Here is a 16351-nt window from a genome sequence, read left to right as displayed (position 1 = left end):
CAGACACCTTGAGCTTGCAGGAGATAGTCAGGACTTGGGCCATGTCACGATTATCTATCGTCCGCATTCCTCCCGCTCCTGACCCTACGGGTACAGGGCGGGGCTCCTGCGGTTTCTAGCTGAAGCATGTGCGCCTCCAGAAAGAAATTCTTAAAAAGCCTTCGCCAGCCGCAAAACCGCATTTAAGATTCGTGACTAGGGTTGGATGCCGGGTAACTTGCATTCTTGTTGAGACCGAACCGGCCAGGCTTTGTCGGCTCGACCCACCCCTGCCGTACAGCCTGCTTGAACTGTTGGCTTGATCTTCTGCCCTCAACTGCGATGGATTCTTCGATCTCTCAATTCCAGCCTTCTTCCCGGCGGGATCCCGTGCCTTCTGACAGGCTTTCCCTGCGCATGGGGCAAGCTCTGCTGGGGCTGGCAGTGGCCACTTGGCTGTTGATGGGGCTGGGCAGTGCCACCCGAGTCATGAACGCTGGGCTGTCTTGTCCGGATTGGCCCCTTTGCTATGGGGAGCTTGTGCCTGTTCAGCAGATGAACCTACGAGTCTTTTTGGAATGGTTTCACCGCATGGTGGCTTCTGGGGTAGGCTTGGCTACCCTGGTTCTGATGGAGTTTGCCTGGCTGAAGCGCCGGGCATTGCCTACTTGGCTGCCCTGGGGCTTGAGCTGGGCTTTTGTTCTGGTCTTGGTGCAAGGGATCCTGGGTGGGCTGACGGTGACGGAGCTGCTGCGCTTTGACATTGTAACGGCCCACTTGGGCACGGGCCTGCTGTTCTTTGCCACGCTGCTCACCCTGGGATTGCTGGCCTTGACAAGATCCGGTTCTGAGGGCTCTGTCCTGCGGGGGCAGCCAGGTGAAGGGCCATTTTCTATCGGCTACCTGCCTTGGCTGGGCTTGGGGGCGGTGCTGCTGATCTATGTTCAGAGCCTTCTTGGCGCCCTGGTGGCTTCCCAATGGGCTTTGCACCAGTGCTTTGCTGCTGGCGAGCTGTGCGGGGTGATGAACAGCCACTTGCTGGGCGTGGCTCCGGCTACCCTTGGGGTGTTGGCAGTGGCGGTGGCCACCGGGCTAAGGCGCAAGCGGATCCCGCGGCTCCTCAAGTTCTTGGGTCACGGGTCTGTCGGCCTGCTGTTGGCCCAGGTGGGGATCGGCATCTTGACCTATCGCTACCGGCTGCAGGTGGAGCCGCTGACGGTGGCCCATCAGATGATCGGTGCAGCTTTGCTGGCCTGTTTGCTGAGCTTTACGGTTCTGGCCTGGCAAATGCGAACTCAGCGGGAAGAAGCCCGGTGGATGGCCATGACCGCAGAAATGACCGGTGAGTGATTTCCATGCAGGATGTTTTCCAAGACCGTTACCGAGCCGCACCGACACGGATCCCTTCCCAAGTCTGCCATCACCGAACGGTATCCCAGGTTTTGCGCAGCTATAGCCAGTTGGTGAAGCCGAAGATCATCGCCCTCTTGCTGATGACCACGGCCGGCGCGATGTGGATGGCGGGCAACAGCGATCCCCTGAAGTTTGGCGTCACCCTCGTGGGGGGCGGGATGGCAGCGGCAGCGGCCAACGTCATCAACATGGTGTATGACGCCGATATCGATCGCATGATGGAGCGAACTCGCCATCGCCCTTTGCCTTCCGGTCGCATTCAGGCGAGACATGCTCTCCTGTTTGCCGGGATCCTAGCCGTGACTTCCTTTGGTTTGCTGGCCTATTTCACCAACCTGCTGGCCGCCGGTTTGGCCATGTTGGGGATCCTGGTGTACGTGGGAGTCTACACCCACTGGCTAAAGCGTTCCAGCACCCAGAACATCGTCATCGGGGGAGCGGCAGGAGCGATCCCGCCCTTGGTGGGCTGGGCGGCGGCCACGGGCGAGCTGAGCTGGGCTGCTTGGGTGATGTTTGTCATCATCTTTTTGTGGACCCCGCCCCACTTTTGGGCTTTGGCCATTCTGAAGCGGGAAGACTACGCCCGCGCCGGCGTGCCGATGCTGCCGGTGGTGGCCGGAGAAAGGTTGACTGCCGCCCAGATTCTCCTCTACGCGCTGCTGATACTTCCGGTCAGCTTGTTGCTGGTTTACCCCTTGCGGGTGCTGGGATCCTTTTACTTGAGTGTGGCGGCGCTGCTGGGATCCCTCTTGGTTTGGAAGGCGGTGCAGTTGCTGCAGGATCCCCACAATCGGGAGCGGGCGGCCTCCCTTTTCACCTTCGCCAACCTCTATTTGCTGCTGCTGTGTGGGGCTATGGGTCTGGACAGGTGGGCGCCGACCCACACCCTCTGGGATCAAGCCCTCGCCTCGCTGCAGGGGATCTACACCACGTTGCTGGCGCTGACTGGCTAGCTTGCAAGGCTGGATCCCTAGGTTGACAACTCACGTTGGCCGACCAGTTCTTGCGGATTACAGCCCGCTCTGATCCAAAGTTACGATCGGTTAGCCACCGCTAGACGGATCCGGCTATGACGAATGAAGAGATCGAGACGCGGTTTGTCCAGTTGGCCGAAGCTGTAACCAGAGTGGCCGACACAGTTGCCAAGGTTACCGATGCCCAGCTTGCCTTGCAAACCCTCTCAGGGCGTCTTGCCGAAGTTGTCTTGGAACTGAGGCAGGAGCTGAGAGAACTGAGGCAGCGTCAGGCTGAATCGGATCAACGTTTTGAGGTTCTCCTTGAAGAAATCCGCTTCTTGATCCGCAACCAGGGAGGGGAGCGACCGTAGGCCAGCTTCCCCACTGAGGCTTTCTTCCGAGGCAGGGATCGCCCGCTCAAGGCTGTGTGAGGTGGGTCGGGAAGGGGAAAAAGGCGGGGGATTCTTGAAGTTTGCTCCCGATTTGAAATAACCCTGATTTTGCGAGCCGATCGGATCCCAGACAGATTGGCTATTCTGGAGATAGAGCTGGCAGACCCGGATCCCGATCGACATCCATAACAACCCGAACGCCAAAGCTGGTGGGAGGCGCAGATGGCTGACTACAATCGCGGCATCATGAAGTTCAAGGGGGCAGACAGCCCAATTGTTGTTTTGATCTCGGCAGGAATTGTGGCCGGGGTGGTCTCGGCCTTGATCTGGTGGGCTCTGCACTTTGCTTACGTGGCTTGAGATCTCAGCTTATTCCGCAAGCCAAGGGCAGTCTTTCCTGCACTGTCAGCCTTCCAGACGAGGTAGAAGGTTGGGATGAGGCTGTCGTGCAGCGCTTGCGGCAGTCTCTGCAGCACTGGTACCGCGACCACGGGCGGGATCTGCCTTGGCGTCGCAGTCGGGATCCCTATGCCATTTGGGTTGCGGAGGTGATGTTGCAGCAGACCCAGGTGGCGACGGTCATCCCCTACTTTCAGCGCTGGATGCAGGCCTTGCCCAAGATCCCGGACTTGGCGGCAGCCCCCCAGCAGCAGGTGTTGAAGCTATGGGAGGGCCTGGGCTATTACCGCCGGGCGCTGAACTTGCACAAAGCCGCCCAAATGTTGGTGCAGGAAGGCAACGGCGAGTTTCCCAGGGATCTGGAGCAGGTGCTGGCGCTGCCGGGGATCGGGCGCACCACGGCTGGCGGCATTCTCAGCGCTGCCTTCGATCAGCCTTTGCCGATTTTGGATGGCAACGTCAAGCGGGTGTTGGCTCGCTTGCTGGCTTTGCAGCAGCCTCCGGCCCGGTGTCTGCCTCTGTTGTGGCAGCTTTCTGAGCAATTGTTGGATCCCGTGCAGCCGCGGACTTTTAACCAGGCCCTGATGGATTTGGGAGCGACTGTCTGTCGTCCCCGAAAGCCTCGCTGCGGCCAATGCCCTTGGCAAGGAGATTGCGCCGCCTACAATCGAGGTCAACACCAGCAATTGCCTATGTCTGCACCCCGTACCCCTCGTCCTCACAAGCAAATTGCCGTTGCCATTGTTCTGCGGGGAACAGAAATCCTCATCGATCGACGGCTGGAAAGCTCCATGCTCAGCGGGCTGTGGGAGTTTCCCGGAGGAAAAATTGAGCCGGGAGAAACGGCTGCCGAGTGTGTAGTCCGAGAAGTGAAAGAAGAAATCGGTATCGATATCGAGGTGGTGGCGCCCTTAGCCACCATCGAACATGCCTACACCCATTTCACCATTACTTTGATCGCTTTTATCTGTCGCTACTTAGGCGGAGAAGCCCAAGCCCTGCAATGCAGCGAGGTGCGCTGGGTCAGCCCGGCGGATCTGTCGGCATTTCCCTTCCCGGGGGCCAATCAAAAGTTGTTTCCTCACTTGTACGCTTGGTTGGCCGAGCGGGGCAACTCATGGGAACACACCTAATCCGCCAAATGGCTTAGACCCTTCTGGAACCCCTGCCCCAAGACATTCGATAGGATGGTAGGTGTCCCGCTGCGGTGAGCTACGGATATGCTGGTTACTCTGGAAAAAGCTGGGGAAATTCTGGCCAAGGGATCCCATACCGCTATCCCGACCACAGATGGCAAGATCGCGCTGGTGCCCAAGGGAAAAGAAAACCTCAAACTAACGGCCAACGAAGCCATCAACCTCATGTTTTATGTCGTCCGCTCTGCTGAGCCCGCAGAGACGGTGATGGCCCAACTGGAGGAGGCAGTCTCCAAAGCCAAAGCCCCTGATCCCTTCGAAGAACGGGCCAGAAAATATCGAGAAATTCGTGGCACTTGAAGGGGCAGATCCCTCTGCCAGCTTGAGAGGTACTCCCCAAAGAAGGTTAGAAGCAGGAAGAGCTGAGGGCAACCAACTTTCCATCGCTGGTCCACCCCAGCAGCATCGGTTCCTGCGGTTGAATAGCCTGGCCAGTGAGAGCACAGCATTGGGCTTGATGGGCTGTGGCCGGGAAGCTGGCCCGAATATCCTCAGGGCTAAGGGTGGCAGCTCCCTGAGAATGACGCAGGACATAACTCCAAAGAATTTCCCGTATTAGAGCCTGGTAGCCCTGATTTCCGGCCAGCGCCTTCAGTCGCTGCTTCAGCTCACGCTCTAGCCGAATGCTGGTTACCTCCATCTGGGTCGTGGCAGTGGGAGAATTGGCACGGATGGGCATGTAGGGATCCTCCCTCGCAAGGTCTATACTACTTTTGTAGTATAGCCAGCTTTCTGCCTGAGCAGAATGACCCCGGTCAAAAGGGTTGTGGGCCATGGTTGAGTTGATCCCGTCCCGTCGCCGTGCCTTGGAGCACCTACTGGCTCGTCTTGGATTTGGGGATCCTGCTGTGTTGGCACAACTGCGCTGGGATCTGCTGGATCAGGCTCTGATCCACCCTTCTCTGGACAGCCGGCGGAACAACGATCGGCTGGAGTTATTGGGGGATTCTGTCCTGCGGATTCTGGCCACAGAATTCTTGTTTCAGTCCTATCCCCACTTGTCGGTGGGAGAGCTAACCGCAATTCGCTCCGACTTGATCAGCGATGCTCACCTGGCGGAACTGGCAGACCTGCACGGCCTAGATCGTTACCTGGAGGTGGGATCCAGCTCCCAAAACGACCTGGTCGGACGGGGTCGGCGGCTGGCGGATGCCTTCGAGGCTTTGCTGGGGGCTTTTTATCTCAGTTGGGGTATTTACACACTGCCCAGGCTGCATCCCTGGCTGGATCCCTATTTGCGCCGGCGAGTGGAGCAATGGTTTCAAGACCCCACTCGACGCAACCCCAAAGCAGCCTTACAAGAACTCACCCAACGCCTTTGGGGCAGTCTGCCGGAGTATCGCCTGGTGGCCGCCCAGGAGCATCCGCCTCAGTTCACCATGGAAGTCTGGGGGCAAGGACGGTGCTGGGGCCGCGGTGAAGGTCGCTCAAAAAAAGCTGCAGAAATGGCTGCCGCTGCCCAGGCCTACGGGCGCTTGCAGTCGGAGGAGACATGAGAGGCAATCACCCCTACGAGCTGGCCAGTTGGTTGTTTTTGCTGGGGAGCAGCCTGTTTGCGCTGGGCGAGGTGATAAACCTGGGCAGTGACCCATCTCTGTGGGATCCAGCAGCTCCAACCCTTCTCAACCCAAAGGTTGTCCAAGCCCTGCTTGGGATAGGCGCCAGTCTCCTGTTCGTCGTAGGCAGTGCTCTGTTTGTCCTCGATGCTCGTCGCCGTTGAAAGTGAGCAATCAAACAAGAGGCTTGGCTTGCTAGTGAGGACTTCGGCCAGCTACAGGAGCTACCGCAACAGTTCCATCCGCACTGCTTCTACATATTCCAGCAACTCTGGGGATCCCGTGCCTGCAGCCTGCCACAGTGTCAAAGCACGGCCCAGATCGGCAGCGGCACCGGCCCTATCCTCTCCCTGATAGGCGCGCGCCATGCCGCGGTGGTAGTAGCCCTCGGCTTGCTGCGGCTGCACCTCGATAGCTCGGCTGAAATCCTGAACGGCCAAGTTGAAGTCGCAAATGCTGGCCCACATCAGGCCGCGATGGACATAGGCATCGAAAAGATCGGCAGGGCTTTGGTTTTGCTCGGCCAGTTCAATAGCCAGGTGCGACACATCAAACGCCGATTCCAGATGTCCTTGTTCCGCCCAGATGCGAGAGCGCAACAAGTGGAGTTGGGGGTTGCGATAGGCAATGCGATCCAGGGGGGACAACGCTGCCAAAGCCTGCTCCAGCTCCCCAAAATACTCGTGTTGAATCCTGGCCTTGAGCAAGTAAGCTTCAGACAAATAGGGATCCAAAGCAATGGCAATGTCCAGATCCCGCAGCGCCAAGCTCAGCAGGTGGTCAACAGCAGTCGCCTGGTCTGGCTCGGCCAAGGCCAAGGGAGCGCCCTGCAACCGATCCCAGAAGTACCGAGCCCGCTGCAGATAGAGCTGCGCGTTCCCCGGCTCCTGTTCAATGGATTGGGTTAGCCACGCCAGCTCATGGCGAACATCCACCTGGGCAGAGAATAGAGAGAGAGATGACGGCAGAGAGAGCTCCCCAGCTTCCAGAGACACTTCAGTGGCAGAACCCCACTCTTGACGAGACGAGACCAACCAGCCACATTCGCCGCCCAAACACAGCCAAGACAGCAAACCCAGAAGCGCCGATCCGGAGAACAAAAGACTGGGCCTCAGCATGGATCCCACCCCACGAACTAGCTTGAAGTAAAGAGTTGCCTCTAAGCTAGTTCGCCACAGCCGCAGTGTCCAGACTTTCAACAATGCCTGTCCTGCCCCAACCCTCGGCAACTCCCCCCTAGGGGAGCCTGCCGCCGGCCAGATCCACCAACTCCACGCGACGATTCTTTGCCCGGCCCTCGTCAGTGGCGTTGCTGGCAACAGGAGCGGAGAATCCCACACCAACCGGATAGAGTCGGCGCTGCTCAATGCCAAGCTGAACCAAGCGGTTGACCACAGCTTCGGCCCGACGCCGCGAGAGGCCAAGATTGTAGTCGAAGCTGCCGGTTGCATCGGTATGGCCGACCACGAGGATGCTGAGGTCGGCGCGCTCGCGCATCAGCTTGGCGATCTCGGCAAGGGTGGGCTCGGCAGCCGCTTCGATTTGATCCGAGTCATAGGCAAAGAGAATGCCGTAGAGAGCGATCCGGCCATCGCGGCTGATGGCTTGATCCAGCTCGCTGCTGGTCACCAGTTCCAGGCGCTGCTGGCGAGTCTTGACATCGATGACATCCACCCGCCCCAGGGTAATCCCGGTCGGGATCCGTCCACTGCCGCGCGTGACCTCCCAGTCATCGGTATTGACCACAAAGTAGGCGCTTACGAATCGCTCATCGCCTTCGGGCGACTTGCCACGTGCGGCTAAATAGGCAGCAGTGTTTTCTCTCGCGTTCTGGAACGGCCACTGCGCCCGTTCTTCCGGCGTGCTGTAGGTGCCCTTCATATCGAGGATCTCGTGGGCAATCTGGTTGTTGTAGCCGAGGGTCTCGATCTCCTCCCCTAAGCCGGAGAAGAGGATCTCAAAACCAGACTCTTTCAGTTCGGTTTCGTAGTTGCGCAGCGCCTCTAGGGGGGCAACCCGCTCCGGCAATCGGTAATAGGTTGTGATGCGGCGCCCCTCAACAGTTTGAGACCGATACGGCTGCACAGCTCCCATCGCGCCACTGAAGACGATTTTCTCAAGGGCAAACTTGAGGCGGTCGTAGTCGGCCCGCGATTGAAACACAATGCTGGAGCCGGCAAAGCGCTTGAGCCCCGGCGGATCCGCCGTTCCTGGCAGATCGGCCCGGGCTGGCCCCGCATTGACAAGCAGCGCTGTTAGCAGAGCGAAGGCAAAAGATTGTAAACCTACGCGAAAAGACATAGCCACTTCCTGGTTTTTCCAAAGTCGTTACGGGGCCATTGCCTAGAAGTTTAGCTTGAAAATGCAAAGAGATTAAATACGAACTTTAACGTTTATGTGCTAGTTGCGAATAAGCCTTTACAAACGGGTTGTTGCACCTGAGCCGGAGTTAGATTTTCTCCAGGAGGGAAGCGACCATGAGACAAGACTACACCCACTTCGCAGCGCATCTCCGACTACCGCTCAGCTCGTCTTCAGAGGTTGATGTTCTTTGAGGAAGATCGTCAGCATCCTGACGATCCGAACAAGAACCCTGACGAGCCGATCAAGAATAAACAAGAATAAAAAAATCTGGTGGAACTGGCCGAGACCCTAGCCACGCCAGCAGAGCTGAGCCAATGCCCGCTCACTGGGTTTATCCGCGCAGGGAGCAGTGCAAACAGAGGCGCAACGGGAGCTTGGCCAACTGGTTCCCAAAGAATACGTTGCGCTGCTGCGGCTCACCAACGGCCTTCAGATCAACAACGTCCTCTTCAAAAAGGCAGAGGAGCTGGTGTTCGATGGTCGGGATCGCCGTTTTCACATTGCGAATCTGGGATCCCCCAACGAGCGCTTCTCCTCCTTCGATTCCCTGGCGGCGTTGCTGGTCGAGGCTCTCCGCGAGCAGCAGGTGCTCTAGGCGTTCGCTCGGCCTGGATTCCTTCAGCGCCTTCTGGAGCAGCGGCGCAGCAGCCAACTGGCGGCGGCCCGATCGCCCTCGTCCCAGGCCAATCGCTCCACGGCCACCATCACCATCGAGGTAATCACTGCCTCACTGAGATGTCGGGAGCGCAAGTGCTGCACGGCTGAGGTGGCGGCCTCTAGGTCGCGCCTACGAATTGCGCGGAGCAGCTCATCGGACATAGACAAGGCCAACTCGCCTCACTACCTTTCTACCGCAGGAGCCAAAATTTCCCCTTCTTCCTCACCTTCTTGTCAAATAACGCAAAAATTCGTCTGGCTTCCCTAAAACTTCTTAAAGAACATCGGAGAAATTGTTGGAGAAGGAAGCTGTGCACTTCTCAAGAGGGAGCTGGGATCCGTTTTGGCCCAAGGCTTCCCAGTCCGCTCAACCCACCTCAAGTCAACCAGCCGAGAGATCAGCGGGCAGCCATGGCCGCTGGGGAGCGCGGGATCCCGTGCAGCAGCCGCTCCATCTCTGCTTGCAAATCCTGGGTCAGGGCTTGTACGGCTTGCCGGCGGTTGGCCTGGTAGGCGGGCCAGCGCTCCGAAACCGAGAGGGGATCCCCGATGCTGAAACGGGCCAGCCGCGGCCCCAACCTGGGGGGGTCAGCACCGACGGGGTTTTTCCCCTTGATCCAGGCCAAGAGGTTCCACAGCCGCAGGGCGGTTTCGGCCAGTTCCTCCAAACTGGGTTGCTCCGGCAGGGGACGCACAGCAAACACCATCAGGGTCTCCACCAGGCGCATGTGCCAGAGGTGGAAGCCGGCCTCCGAGGCGACGCGATTGGCCAACCCCTTCTCCAAAGCCGAAAGGGCAGCAATGTCGGCAATATCTTCCCGGTAGATCCAAGCCCAGCCTGCCTGTTCGATGCGATGCCGCCGCTCGATCAAGTCTCCCTGGGGCTGCAGGCCAAAGTGCTGCTCGGCCACGCGCAGGGCCAGATCCGATAGGCTTTGCAGACGTGCCAACAGATCCCCTCCCCCTCTCAGGTTAACCCGCGCCGCGTCGGGCAAAGCTGGGGCGTAGAAGCGCTCGTAAAAACGCTCCATCACCTGAATCAGATGTTCGGCCAAGCGGAGCAGGCGGGCCATCAGAAACCCCTTGCCGACATGGGCCGAGCGGGTGGCCGGGAGCTTGCAATCGGCCTCCATGCGGTGGAGCAACCTGTCCAGCACCGGGCTGGGATCCCTCAAGTAGGAGTAGCGAAGGCCCACCGGCAAGATCAGCACCTCCTCTGGCCGTCCCGCCTTGTGCAGATCCTCTACCGCCCAAAAACCCATCTGGGCCACTCCCGGCTCCAGCGGGTTGAGCAGCCCACTCATGCCGTTGATCGTTCCTTCGGGAGCGACTGCCAGGGGGTACTGGCCCGACACAAACTGCTCGCGAGAGCTCTTCAGTCCTGCCCGATCCAGACGGCCCCGTAAAATCGGGATCCCGCCCAGCCGGGGCAATCCCCAACGGGCAATCGAGCCCAGCCACAGCGGCAGGCCACGGTCGTAGACAAACAAGACGTGGGGCCGCTGCCGCAGGCGGATCCCCTCTTGCCGGGCCACCCGAGGCAAAAGGTGGGAAAACAGGTACATCAAGCAGGGAGGATCGTCGAGGGTGGGGTGGCGAAAGGCAACCAACAGGCGAATCTTGCCTGCCTCAAATTGCTGATAAAGCTGAGCCAAACGCTCGCCCCCTTCTACCTCAATGCGCGGGATCCCTTTGGCCCATCGCAACCACAAGGGCAAACCCGTTTGGGCAAAACGAACCACCCACGGTGTCAATCGCGGCGGCAGAAATTTGAGAGGAGGTTGAACGGTCTGCTGCATAGGGATCCTCAAATCTAGGGTTGTCGCCGTCGGTAAACCCAGGCTTTGGATCCCATCTTAAGGAGGGTGAAGAGGGAAGAAAGCCCCGCAGTGACAGTTTCTCAACTGGACTCCCTCCGCCCAACTCCAGAAGAAGTTCAGGCTCCTGCCGTTTTTTTCCTGCGGCCCCGTGTCTTTTTGGGGGCAGCTTCTTCTTTTGAGGTTGAGTCTGAGGTTGAGTCCTCCATCACCTGGCCGTTTAACACTTGCTTGAGGTGAATGTGCTTGTAGCCCAACTGAATCTCAAACTCATCGCCGGGCTTGAGATTCATCTTTTCGGTGTAGGCGGACCCGATGATGAGCTGCCCATTTTTGTGAACGCTGACGCGAAAGGTGGGCTCGCGACCGCGCTTGTCGCGGCTGGAACCTGGGCTGAGGCTCAGACCTTTTGCCTCCAGCACCGCGTCATAAAACTCATTTAAGTTGACGCGGAGCTTGTTGTTCTTGGTCACGGTCACGTAGCCGCAGCGCTTTGCCGTTTCCCGGCGCGGAAGATGCCCCAGCGCTTCGACCTTCTGAAGGAGAGCCTTCCCGGTTAAAGGTTGTGGTGGTATATCTGACATTTTTTAATGTCCTACATCCTTCCCCTAAGATCATAGCCTTATGATGTACTCCTGCAACCAAAAGTTTGAGGCTTTTCTTTCTCATTCGTCGAGCGCCCCAATCTCTGAGCACAGCTTCTGTGACTTCCGGTAGAAAATGAGCACGATTTCCCACTGCAGAGATCGGCGCGGCGGCTCTTATTGTCTTGCAAAAATGGGTCGGAAAGATGGCCAAGAGCAGCATGCCATCAGACCTAGCTTGGTGGGCCTTTTCAGCTCCTGGGGGAGGTCGGCAACATCCAGGCAAAGGGTTATTTCAAACCCAACTCAGAGGCTCCTCAGGCGCTCCACGCCGCCGACGCGCCCTTTCAGATGGGGGTGCGAGTTGCCAATGCGGCTCACTCGGGATCCACTCGATTGGCTACCGCTGAGACCACGATCATCGGCAGGCTGACCAGCAGACAGAAGCCCCACTGATCCCAAGACAAAGGTGCCGTGTCGAAAATGATGTTCATCACGCCCCACTGGCTGAAGAGGATCTGCAGCAGGATGGCCGCCCCAATGCCGATGGCAATAGCCGCCGTATCCATCAGGCGTTCGTGGTGGTCCAACTGGCTGGCCCGTCCGCGGCCCAACAGGGTGGGAATGGCTTGGCTGAGGCTGAGCAAGTAGAAAATACGCCCGATCACCAGCGCCTGAATGGCCATGCTGCGGGCCAGGTCGATATTGCCGGTGGTTTGTTCAATGTACTCAAAAACCCCGAAGATCAAGATCCAGTTGAAGACCGACACCAGCAGGATGCGCTGCAGCAGCCGAGGAGAAAGCAAGTTGGCATCGGGATCCCGCGGCGGCTGGGTCATCTCCCGCCCCGTGCTGGGCTCGAAGGAGAGGGGCACCGTCATGGTGATGGAGTTGATCATGTTCAGCCACAGCACTTGAACGGCCAAAATGGGCAGCTCCCGGTTGAGGAGGACGCTGAGGAGAATGGTCATCGACTCCCCCCCGTTCACCGGCAGGATGAAGGCAATGGCCTTGAGCAGGTTGTTGTAAACGGTGCGCCCCTCTTCGACGGCGGCCTCGATGGAGGCGAAATTGTCGTCGGTCAAGATCATGTCGGCGGCGGCTTTGGCCACTTCCGTGCCGCCCCTCCCCATGGCAATGCCCACATCTGCCTGCTTCAAGGCCGGGGCGTCGTTGACCCCATCGCCGGTCATGGCTACGATCTGACCCCGCGACTGCAGAGCTTCCACCAGGCGCAGCTTTTGCTCCGGCACCACCCGCGCAAAGACGGATCCCTGGTTGGCGGCGGTTACAAACTCCTCTGGGCCAAGCTGCTCCAGATCCCGACCGCTGTAGGCTTTTACCGGTTTGCCGCCGCCCAGGCCCATCTGCTCAGCAATGGCTTGGGCCGTGAGCACATGGTCGCCGGTGATCATCTTGACTTGGATCCCGGCAGTCTGGCAGGAGCGTACGGCGGCAATGGCCTCCGGCCGCGGCGGGTCAATCATCCCCTGCAAGCCCAAGAAAATCAGCCCTTCCTGCAGATCTGAGTGATCCACCTGCGTTTGGCTAGGGGGTACGGCTTTTTGGGCAAAGGCCAGAACCCGCAGCCCCTGCCGCGCCAAGGCCTCCACCTGCTGGCGAATCCGCTCTGCTTCCAAGGGCTGGATCTCCCCCTGGGATCCCATCTGGCTGCCGCAGCGGGGCAAGAGAGCTTCTACGGATCCCTTGACGTAGATACAGTGCTCCTCCGGCCCCAACCGGTGCAGGGTGGCCATGTACTGAAACTCGGATTCAAAGGGGATGCTGTCCAGGCGAGGGCGGCGGCACTGCAGATCTTCTCGATCCAGACCCCCCTTCTGCGCCGCCACGAGCAGAGCCGCCTCGGTGGGATCCCCTACCACTTCCCACTGACCGTCGTCCTTGGGTTGGAGGCGGGTGTCGTTGCAGAGGCAGCCGGCCAGTAGACAGGCCTCCAGCGAGGGCCATTGGCGCACTTCGACGGGGGAATTGGCTTCCTGGGATAGGATCTGGCCCTGGGGGCTGTAGCCACTGCCGGTAACCCGGTAGAGCTGGGATCCGGCGTAGATGGCCTGCACCGTCATCTGGTTTTCCGTGAGGGTGCCGGTTTTGTCCGAGCAAATCACCGTGGCGCTGCCCAGGGTTTCTACCGCCGGCAACTTGCGGATGATGGCATGGCGTCGGGCCATGCGGGAGACCCCAATGGCCAAGGTTACGGTAACTACCGCCGGCAAGCCTTCGGGGATGGCGCTCACCGCCAGCGCCACTGCCGCCTCAAAGACACTCACTGCCGCTTGGCCCTGCACCAGGCCCACCAAAAAGGTGAGCGCAGCCAAGGTGAGGATAATTTTCAGCAAGGTCAGGCTGAACGCCTCAAACTTGCGCGTCAGGGGAGTTTGCAGGGATCCCCCCTCTTCGATCAACTTGGAAATGCGGCCCGTCTGGGTCTGGTTGCCGATGGCCACCACCACCCCCGCCCCTTGGCCAAAAGTAACGAAGCTGCCGGCGTAGGCCATGTTCTGGCGGTCGGCCAAAGGCGTGTTTTCAGGGAGGGATCCCAGCCGTTTTTCCACCGGCACCGATTCTCCCGTGAGGGCCGATTCGTCCACCTGCAAGTTGCGCGCACTCAGCAGGCGCAGGTCGGCGGGCACCCTGTCTCCCGAGCTCAAGAGCACCACATCCCCCGGTACCAGCTCCTGCGAGGGCACCCGCACTTTCTGCCCCTCCCGCAGCACCGTGACTTCAGTCACCACCGACTTGGCCAGAGCGGCGATCGCCTCCTCCGCCTTAGACTCTTGGATGTAGCTGATGAGGGCGTTGATCACCACCACCGCCCAGATCACGATGGCGTTGCGCCAGGATCCCAGGAACGCCTTGACCGCCCCAGCCACCATCAGGATATAGAGCAGCGACTGGTTAAACTGCTGCAGAAACTTGACCCAGGCCGGCGTTGCAGCTTTGGCTTTCAGCTCATTGGGGCCGTATTGCCGCTGCCTCTTCTCCACTTCAGCTTGAGAGAGGCCCTTTTCCAACAGCCCCGCCAAAGACATCTCCTCTCCGAGGAGTTCCTGGATGGCTTGCTCCTCCGGCAGGGCATGCCAGGCAAGGGCCGGGAGCAGCTCAGGGGATGAAGATTCGGCCATGTTCGGAATCTTGAGTTACAACACCGCGAGGGTTGGATGGGCTGCCTGCCCTCCTTATCTCTGATAGCCTAACCAATGCCATGGGCCCTTCCCGGCAAGGTGTCCTTCGGGGGGCTCTTTACCAAGACAAGCGTCAACAACGTTTAGGCAGCCGGCTAAGATTTGCTTAAAATTCTCAATAGATAGAAAGGATGAACATATTCTTATTAGGTAGTATGATTAGCTAGAGCTTGTAGGGAGCCAAAGGGCTTCGGCTGAACTGTCCGGGCTCCTGGACAGGTGAGCTGGCTCTTTTGCTGTTTTTTAATATGGCCAATTGAGTCTAGCGGTAGCTTTTTTTGTTTCTGTTTTGAGGGAGTTATGGTAGTACCGACTACAAAGCCAAGGGAATTACAAGCCCAGTCAGCAGCAGTGCCGCAAAACGGCGCGCGCTCCGAGGTGCAGGGGGCTGCTTCTGGGAGTTCTCCTGCAGTTATTCGCCATCAGATTGTTGTCGTCGGGGGAGGGGCAGCCGGCATCAGTGCAGCAGCCCAGTTGCTGGAGCGCCAGCGCAACCTCGACATTGCCATCATCGAGCCCTCCGACAAGCACTACTACCAGCCCGGCTGGACGCTGGTGGGCGGGGGCATTGCACCGCTGGCCAAGTTTGTTCGCGATGAAAAAACCGTCATCCCCAGGGGAGCCAAGTGGATCCAGGCGCGGGTGGCCGAGCTGGATCCGGATCACAACCGCGTCATCACCGAGGCCGGCCAAGTTATCGAATACGACTACCTCATCATGGCCCCCGGGATCCAAATTGACTGGCACCTGATCGAAGGCCTGCCGGAAGCATTGGGCAAGGGCGGCGTGACCAGCAATTACTCCAAAGACTACGCCCCCTACACCTGGGAGACCATCCGCAACTTCCAGGGGGGCACGGCCATCTTCACCTACCCCGCCACTCCCATCAAGTGCGGCGGCGCGCCCCAGAAAATCATGTACATGGCCGACGACGTCTTTAAGAGCAAAAGCGGCGTTGGGGTCAACACCAAAGTTATCTTTTGTACTGCCACTCCCACCCTCTTCGCGGTGCCAGAATACAGCGCCGCCCTGGAGAAAGTGGTGGAGCGGCGCGGGATCCAGGTAAAGTTCAGGCACAACCTCAAGGCCATCCGGCCCGAGACGCAAGAGGCCATCTTTGAGGTAACCACCGACAAGGGCAAGGAAGAGGTAAGCCTGCACTACGACATGATCCACGTGGCTCCGCCCATGAGCGCCCCGGACTTTGTCAAGCGCAGCCCCCTCGCGGGACCTGGTGGCTGGGTGGAGGTGGACAAGTGGACGCTGCAACACCCCCGCTACCCCAACGTATTCTCTTTGGGGGATGCCTCTTCCCTGCCGACTTCCAAGACGGCAGCCGCAGCCCGCAAGCAGGCGCCGGTGCTGGCGGAAAACCTCTTGGCGGCCATGCAGTCCAAGCCGCTGCCGGCCCGCTACGACGGCTACACCTGCTGCCCCCTGATCACCGGCTACAACTCCCTGATCATGGCGGAGTTTGCCTATGACGCAAAGCTAGCTCCCTCTTTCCCCCTGGATCCAACACGAGAGCGCTACTCCATGTACCTGGCCAAGGTGCACCTGTTGCCCTGGCTGTACTGGAACCGCATGCTCAAGGGCAAGAAATTTGAGGCAGATATCTTCAAGCCCCTCAACAGGCTGGTGCATCGCTACTAAGGCTCTCCACCCCCCTCACCCCCAGCCCCTCTCCCCAAGGGAGAGGGGAGTTCTTTTACAGAGCTTGCTCGCTCTGCCGCTGTGTTACCTCAGGTATGAGAGCTGCTGCCATCCAGATCCTCAATCTGCTTGTTTGGCATGGCACCGAAAGCGCGGCGGCTGTGGTGATGGAGGTGATCTCC

General features: G+C 59.2%; 17 protein-coding genes. 10 read left to right on the top strand and 7 right to left on the bottom strand.

From position 1 onward, the window contains the following. Positions 1-321 precede the first annotated feature (321 nt). The 6 genes from NW853_RS05755 (at position 322) to NW853_RS05730 (ending at position 4635) form a co-directional block, all read left to right on the top strand. Complete coding sequence (locus NW853_RS05755; RefSeq protein ID WP_414348283.1) at positions 322-1329, top strand: COX15/CtaA family protein; 1008 nt, start codon at positions 322-324, stop codon at positions 1327-1329. A gap of 5 nt (positions 1330-1334) precedes the next feature. Further along, entirely contained in the window at positions 1335-2345 is a 1011-nt protein-coding gene (locus NW853_RS05750; RefSeq protein WP_414348281.1) for a heme o synthase, read from the top strand. Between the two features lie 116 nt (positions 2346-2461). After that, positions 2462-2719, top strand: coding sequence for a hypothetical protein (locus NW853_RS05745; protein ID WP_414348278.1), 258 nt, complete (start codon positions 2462-2464; stop codon positions 2717-2719). 243 nt (positions 2720-2962) lie between these two features. Next, entirely contained in the window at positions 2963-3100 is a 138-nt protein-coding gene (locus NW853_RS05740; protein WP_414334446.1) for a hypothetical protein, read from the top strand. A gap of 86 nt (positions 3101-3186) precedes the next feature. Beyond that, a complete protein-coding gene (gene mutY, locus NW853_RS05735) occupies positions 3187-4272 on the top strand; it encodes an A/G-specific adenine glycosylase (protein WP_414334444.1) in 1086 nt (361 codons plus the stop codon). A gap of 87 nt (positions 4273-4359) precedes the next feature. Next, a complete protein-coding gene (locus tag NW853_RS05730; RefSeq protein ID WP_414334442.1) occupies positions 4360-4635 on the top strand; it encodes a hypothetical protein in 276 nt (91 codons plus the stop codon). 46 nt (positions 4636-4681) lie between these two features. On the opposite strand, the gene NW853_RS05725 is transcribed toward NW853_RS05730, so the two are convergent. Further along, the gene (locus NW853_RS05725; protein ID WP_414334441.1) at positions 4682-5014 is read right to left on the bottom strand and encodes a hypothetical protein; all 333 of its coding nucleotides are present in this window, start codon (positions 5012-5014) and stop codon (positions 4682-4684) included. Between the two features lie 94 nt (positions 5015-5108). On the opposite strand from NW853_RS05725, the gene rnc reads away from it, so the two are divergent. Together rnc and NW853_RS05715 are read left to right on the top strand one after the other, a co-directional pair. Beyond that, positions 5109-5831 (top strand): ribonuclease III, encoded by a 723-nt coding sequence (gene rnc / locus NW853_RS05720; protein WP_414348275.1) that lies wholly within the window; start codon positions 5109-5111, stop codon positions 5829-5831. Beyond that, the gene (locus NW853_RS05715; RefSeq protein ID WP_414334439.1) at positions 5828-6055 is read left to right on the top strand and encodes a hypothetical protein; all 228 of its coding nucleotides are present in this window, start codon (positions 5828-5830) and stop codon (positions 6053-6055) included. The genes rnc and NW853_RS05715 overlap by 4 nt, the downstream gene beginning before the upstream one ends. A gap of 60 nt (positions 6056-6115) precedes the next feature. Here NW853_RS05715 and NW853_RS05710 read toward each other — a convergent pair whose 3' ends face one another. Both NW853_RS05710 and NW853_RS05705 read right to left on the bottom strand, forming a co-directional pair. Further along, positions 6116-7090, bottom strand: a complete 975-nt coding sequence (locus tag NW853_RS05710) for a hypothetical protein (protein ID WP_414348273.1) — start codon at positions 7088-7090, stop codon at positions 6116-6118. Positions 7091-7127: 37 nt separating this feature from the next. Then, entirely contained in the window at positions 7128-8192 is a 1065-nt protein-coding gene (locus tag NW853_RS05705; RefSeq protein ID WP_414348270.1) for an OmpA family protein, read from the bottom strand. A gap of 412 nt (positions 8193-8604) precedes the next feature. Between NW853_RS05705 and NW853_RS05700 the strand changes: the two genes are divergently transcribed. Continuing rightward, positions 8605-8850, top strand: coding sequence for a hypothetical protein (locus NW853_RS05700; protein ID WP_414334435.1), 246 nt, complete (start codon positions 8605-8607; stop codon positions 8848-8850). A 23-nt stretch (positions 8851-8873) separates the two neighbouring features. On the opposite strand, the gene NW853_RS05695 is transcribed toward NW853_RS05700, so the two are convergent. From NW853_RS05695 to NW853_RS05680, 4 genes are all read right to left on the bottom strand, one after another. Continuing rightward, the gene (locus NW853_RS05695) at positions 8874-9080 is read right to left on the bottom strand and encodes a hypothetical protein (protein WP_414334434.1); all 207 of its coding nucleotides are present in this window, start codon (positions 9078-9080) and stop codon (positions 8874-8876) included. A gap of 230 nt (positions 9081-9310) precedes the next feature. Beyond that, positions 9311-10711 carry a 1-acyl-sn-glycerol-3-phosphate acyltransferase gene (locus NW853_RS05690; protein ID WP_414334433.1) on the bottom strand — a complete coding sequence of 467 codons (1401 nt, stop codon included), beginning with the start codon at positions 10709-10711 and terminating at the stop codon, positions 9311-9313. A gap of 137 nt (positions 10712-10848) precedes the next feature. Next, positions 10849-11313: an AbrB family transcriptional regulator gene (locus NW853_RS05685; RefSeq protein WP_414334431.1), complete on the bottom strand. Its 465-nt coding sequence runs from the start codon at positions 11311-11313 to the stop codon at positions 10849-10851. 377 nt (positions 11314-11690) lie between these two features. Further along, positions 11691-14456 carry a cation-transporting P-type ATPase gene (locus NW853_RS05680; RefSeq protein ID WP_414348268.1) on the bottom strand — a complete coding sequence of 922 codons (2766 nt, stop codon included), beginning with the start codon at positions 14454-14456 and terminating at the stop codon, positions 11691-11693. A gap of 411 nt (positions 14457-14867) precedes the next feature. Between NW853_RS05680 and NW853_RS05675 the strand changes: the two genes are divergently transcribed. Beyond that, complete coding sequence (locus NW853_RS05675; RefSeq protein ID WP_414348267.1) at positions 14868-16169, top strand: FAD/NAD(P)-binding oxidoreductase; 1302 nt, start codon at positions 14868-14870, stop codon at positions 16167-16169. Positions 16170-16351 lie beyond the last annotated feature (182 nt).

The organism is Synechococcus sp. H55.11, assembly GCF_047462475.1.
Classification (GTDB): Bacteria; Cyanobacteriota; Cyanobacteriia; order Thermostichales; family Thermostichaceae; genus Thermostichus.
This window is presented reverse-complemented; position numbering and strand designations above follow the sequence as displayed.

What these genes read in the sequence shown, in the direction of transcription:
- NW853_RS05755 (WP_414348283.1), top strand. Translation starts at nt 322, where the DNA reads ATGGATTCTTCGATCTCTCAATTCCAGCCTTCTTCCCGGCGGGATCCC.
- NW853_RS05750 (WP_414348281.1), top strand. Translation starts at nt 1,335, where the DNA reads ATGCAGGATGTTTTCCAAGACCGTTACCGAGCCGCACCGACACGGATC.
- NW853_RS05745 (WP_414348278.1), top strand. Translation starts at nt 2,462, where the DNA reads ATGACGAATGAAGAGATCGAGACGCGGTTTGTCCAGTTGGCCGAAGCT.
- NW853_RS05740 (WP_414334446.1), top strand. Translation starts at nt 2,963, where the DNA reads ATGGCTGACTACAATCGCGGCATCATGAAGTTCAAGGGGGCAGACAGC.
- NW853_RS05730 (WP_414334442.1), top strand. Translation starts at nt 4,360, where the DNA reads ATGCTGGTTACTCTGGAAAAAGCTGGGGAAATTCTGGCCAAGGGATCC.
- NW853_RS05725 (WP_414334441.1), bottom strand. Translation starts at nt 5,014, where the DNA reads ATGCCCATCCGTGCCAATTCTCCCACTGCCACGACCCAGATGGAGGTA.
- rnc (WP_414348275.1), top strand. Translation starts at nt 5,109, where the DNA reads ATGGTTGAGTTGATCCCGTCCCGTCGCCGTGCCTTGGAGCACCTACTG.
- NW853_RS05715 (WP_414334439.1), top strand. Translation starts at nt 5,828, where the DNA reads ATGAGAGGCAATCACCCCTACGAGCTGGCCAGTTGGTTGTTTTTGCTG.
- NW853_RS05705 (WP_414348270.1), bottom strand. Translation starts at nt 8,192, where the DNA reads ATGTCTTTTCGCGTAGGTTTACAATCTTTTGCCTTCGCTCTGCTAACA.
- NW853_RS05690 (WP_414334433.1), bottom strand. Translation starts at nt 10,711, where the DNA reads ATGCAGCAGACCGTTCAACCTCCTCTCAAATTTCTGCCGCCGCGATTG.
- NW853_RS05685 (WP_414334431.1), bottom strand. Translation starts at nt 11,313, where the DNA reads ATGTCAGATATACCACCACAACCTTTAACCGGGAAGGCTCTCCTTCAG.
- NW853_RS05680 (WP_414348268.1), bottom strand. Translation starts at nt 14,456, where the DNA reads ATGGCCGAATCTTCATCCCCTGAGCTGCTCCCGGCCCTTGCCTGGCAT.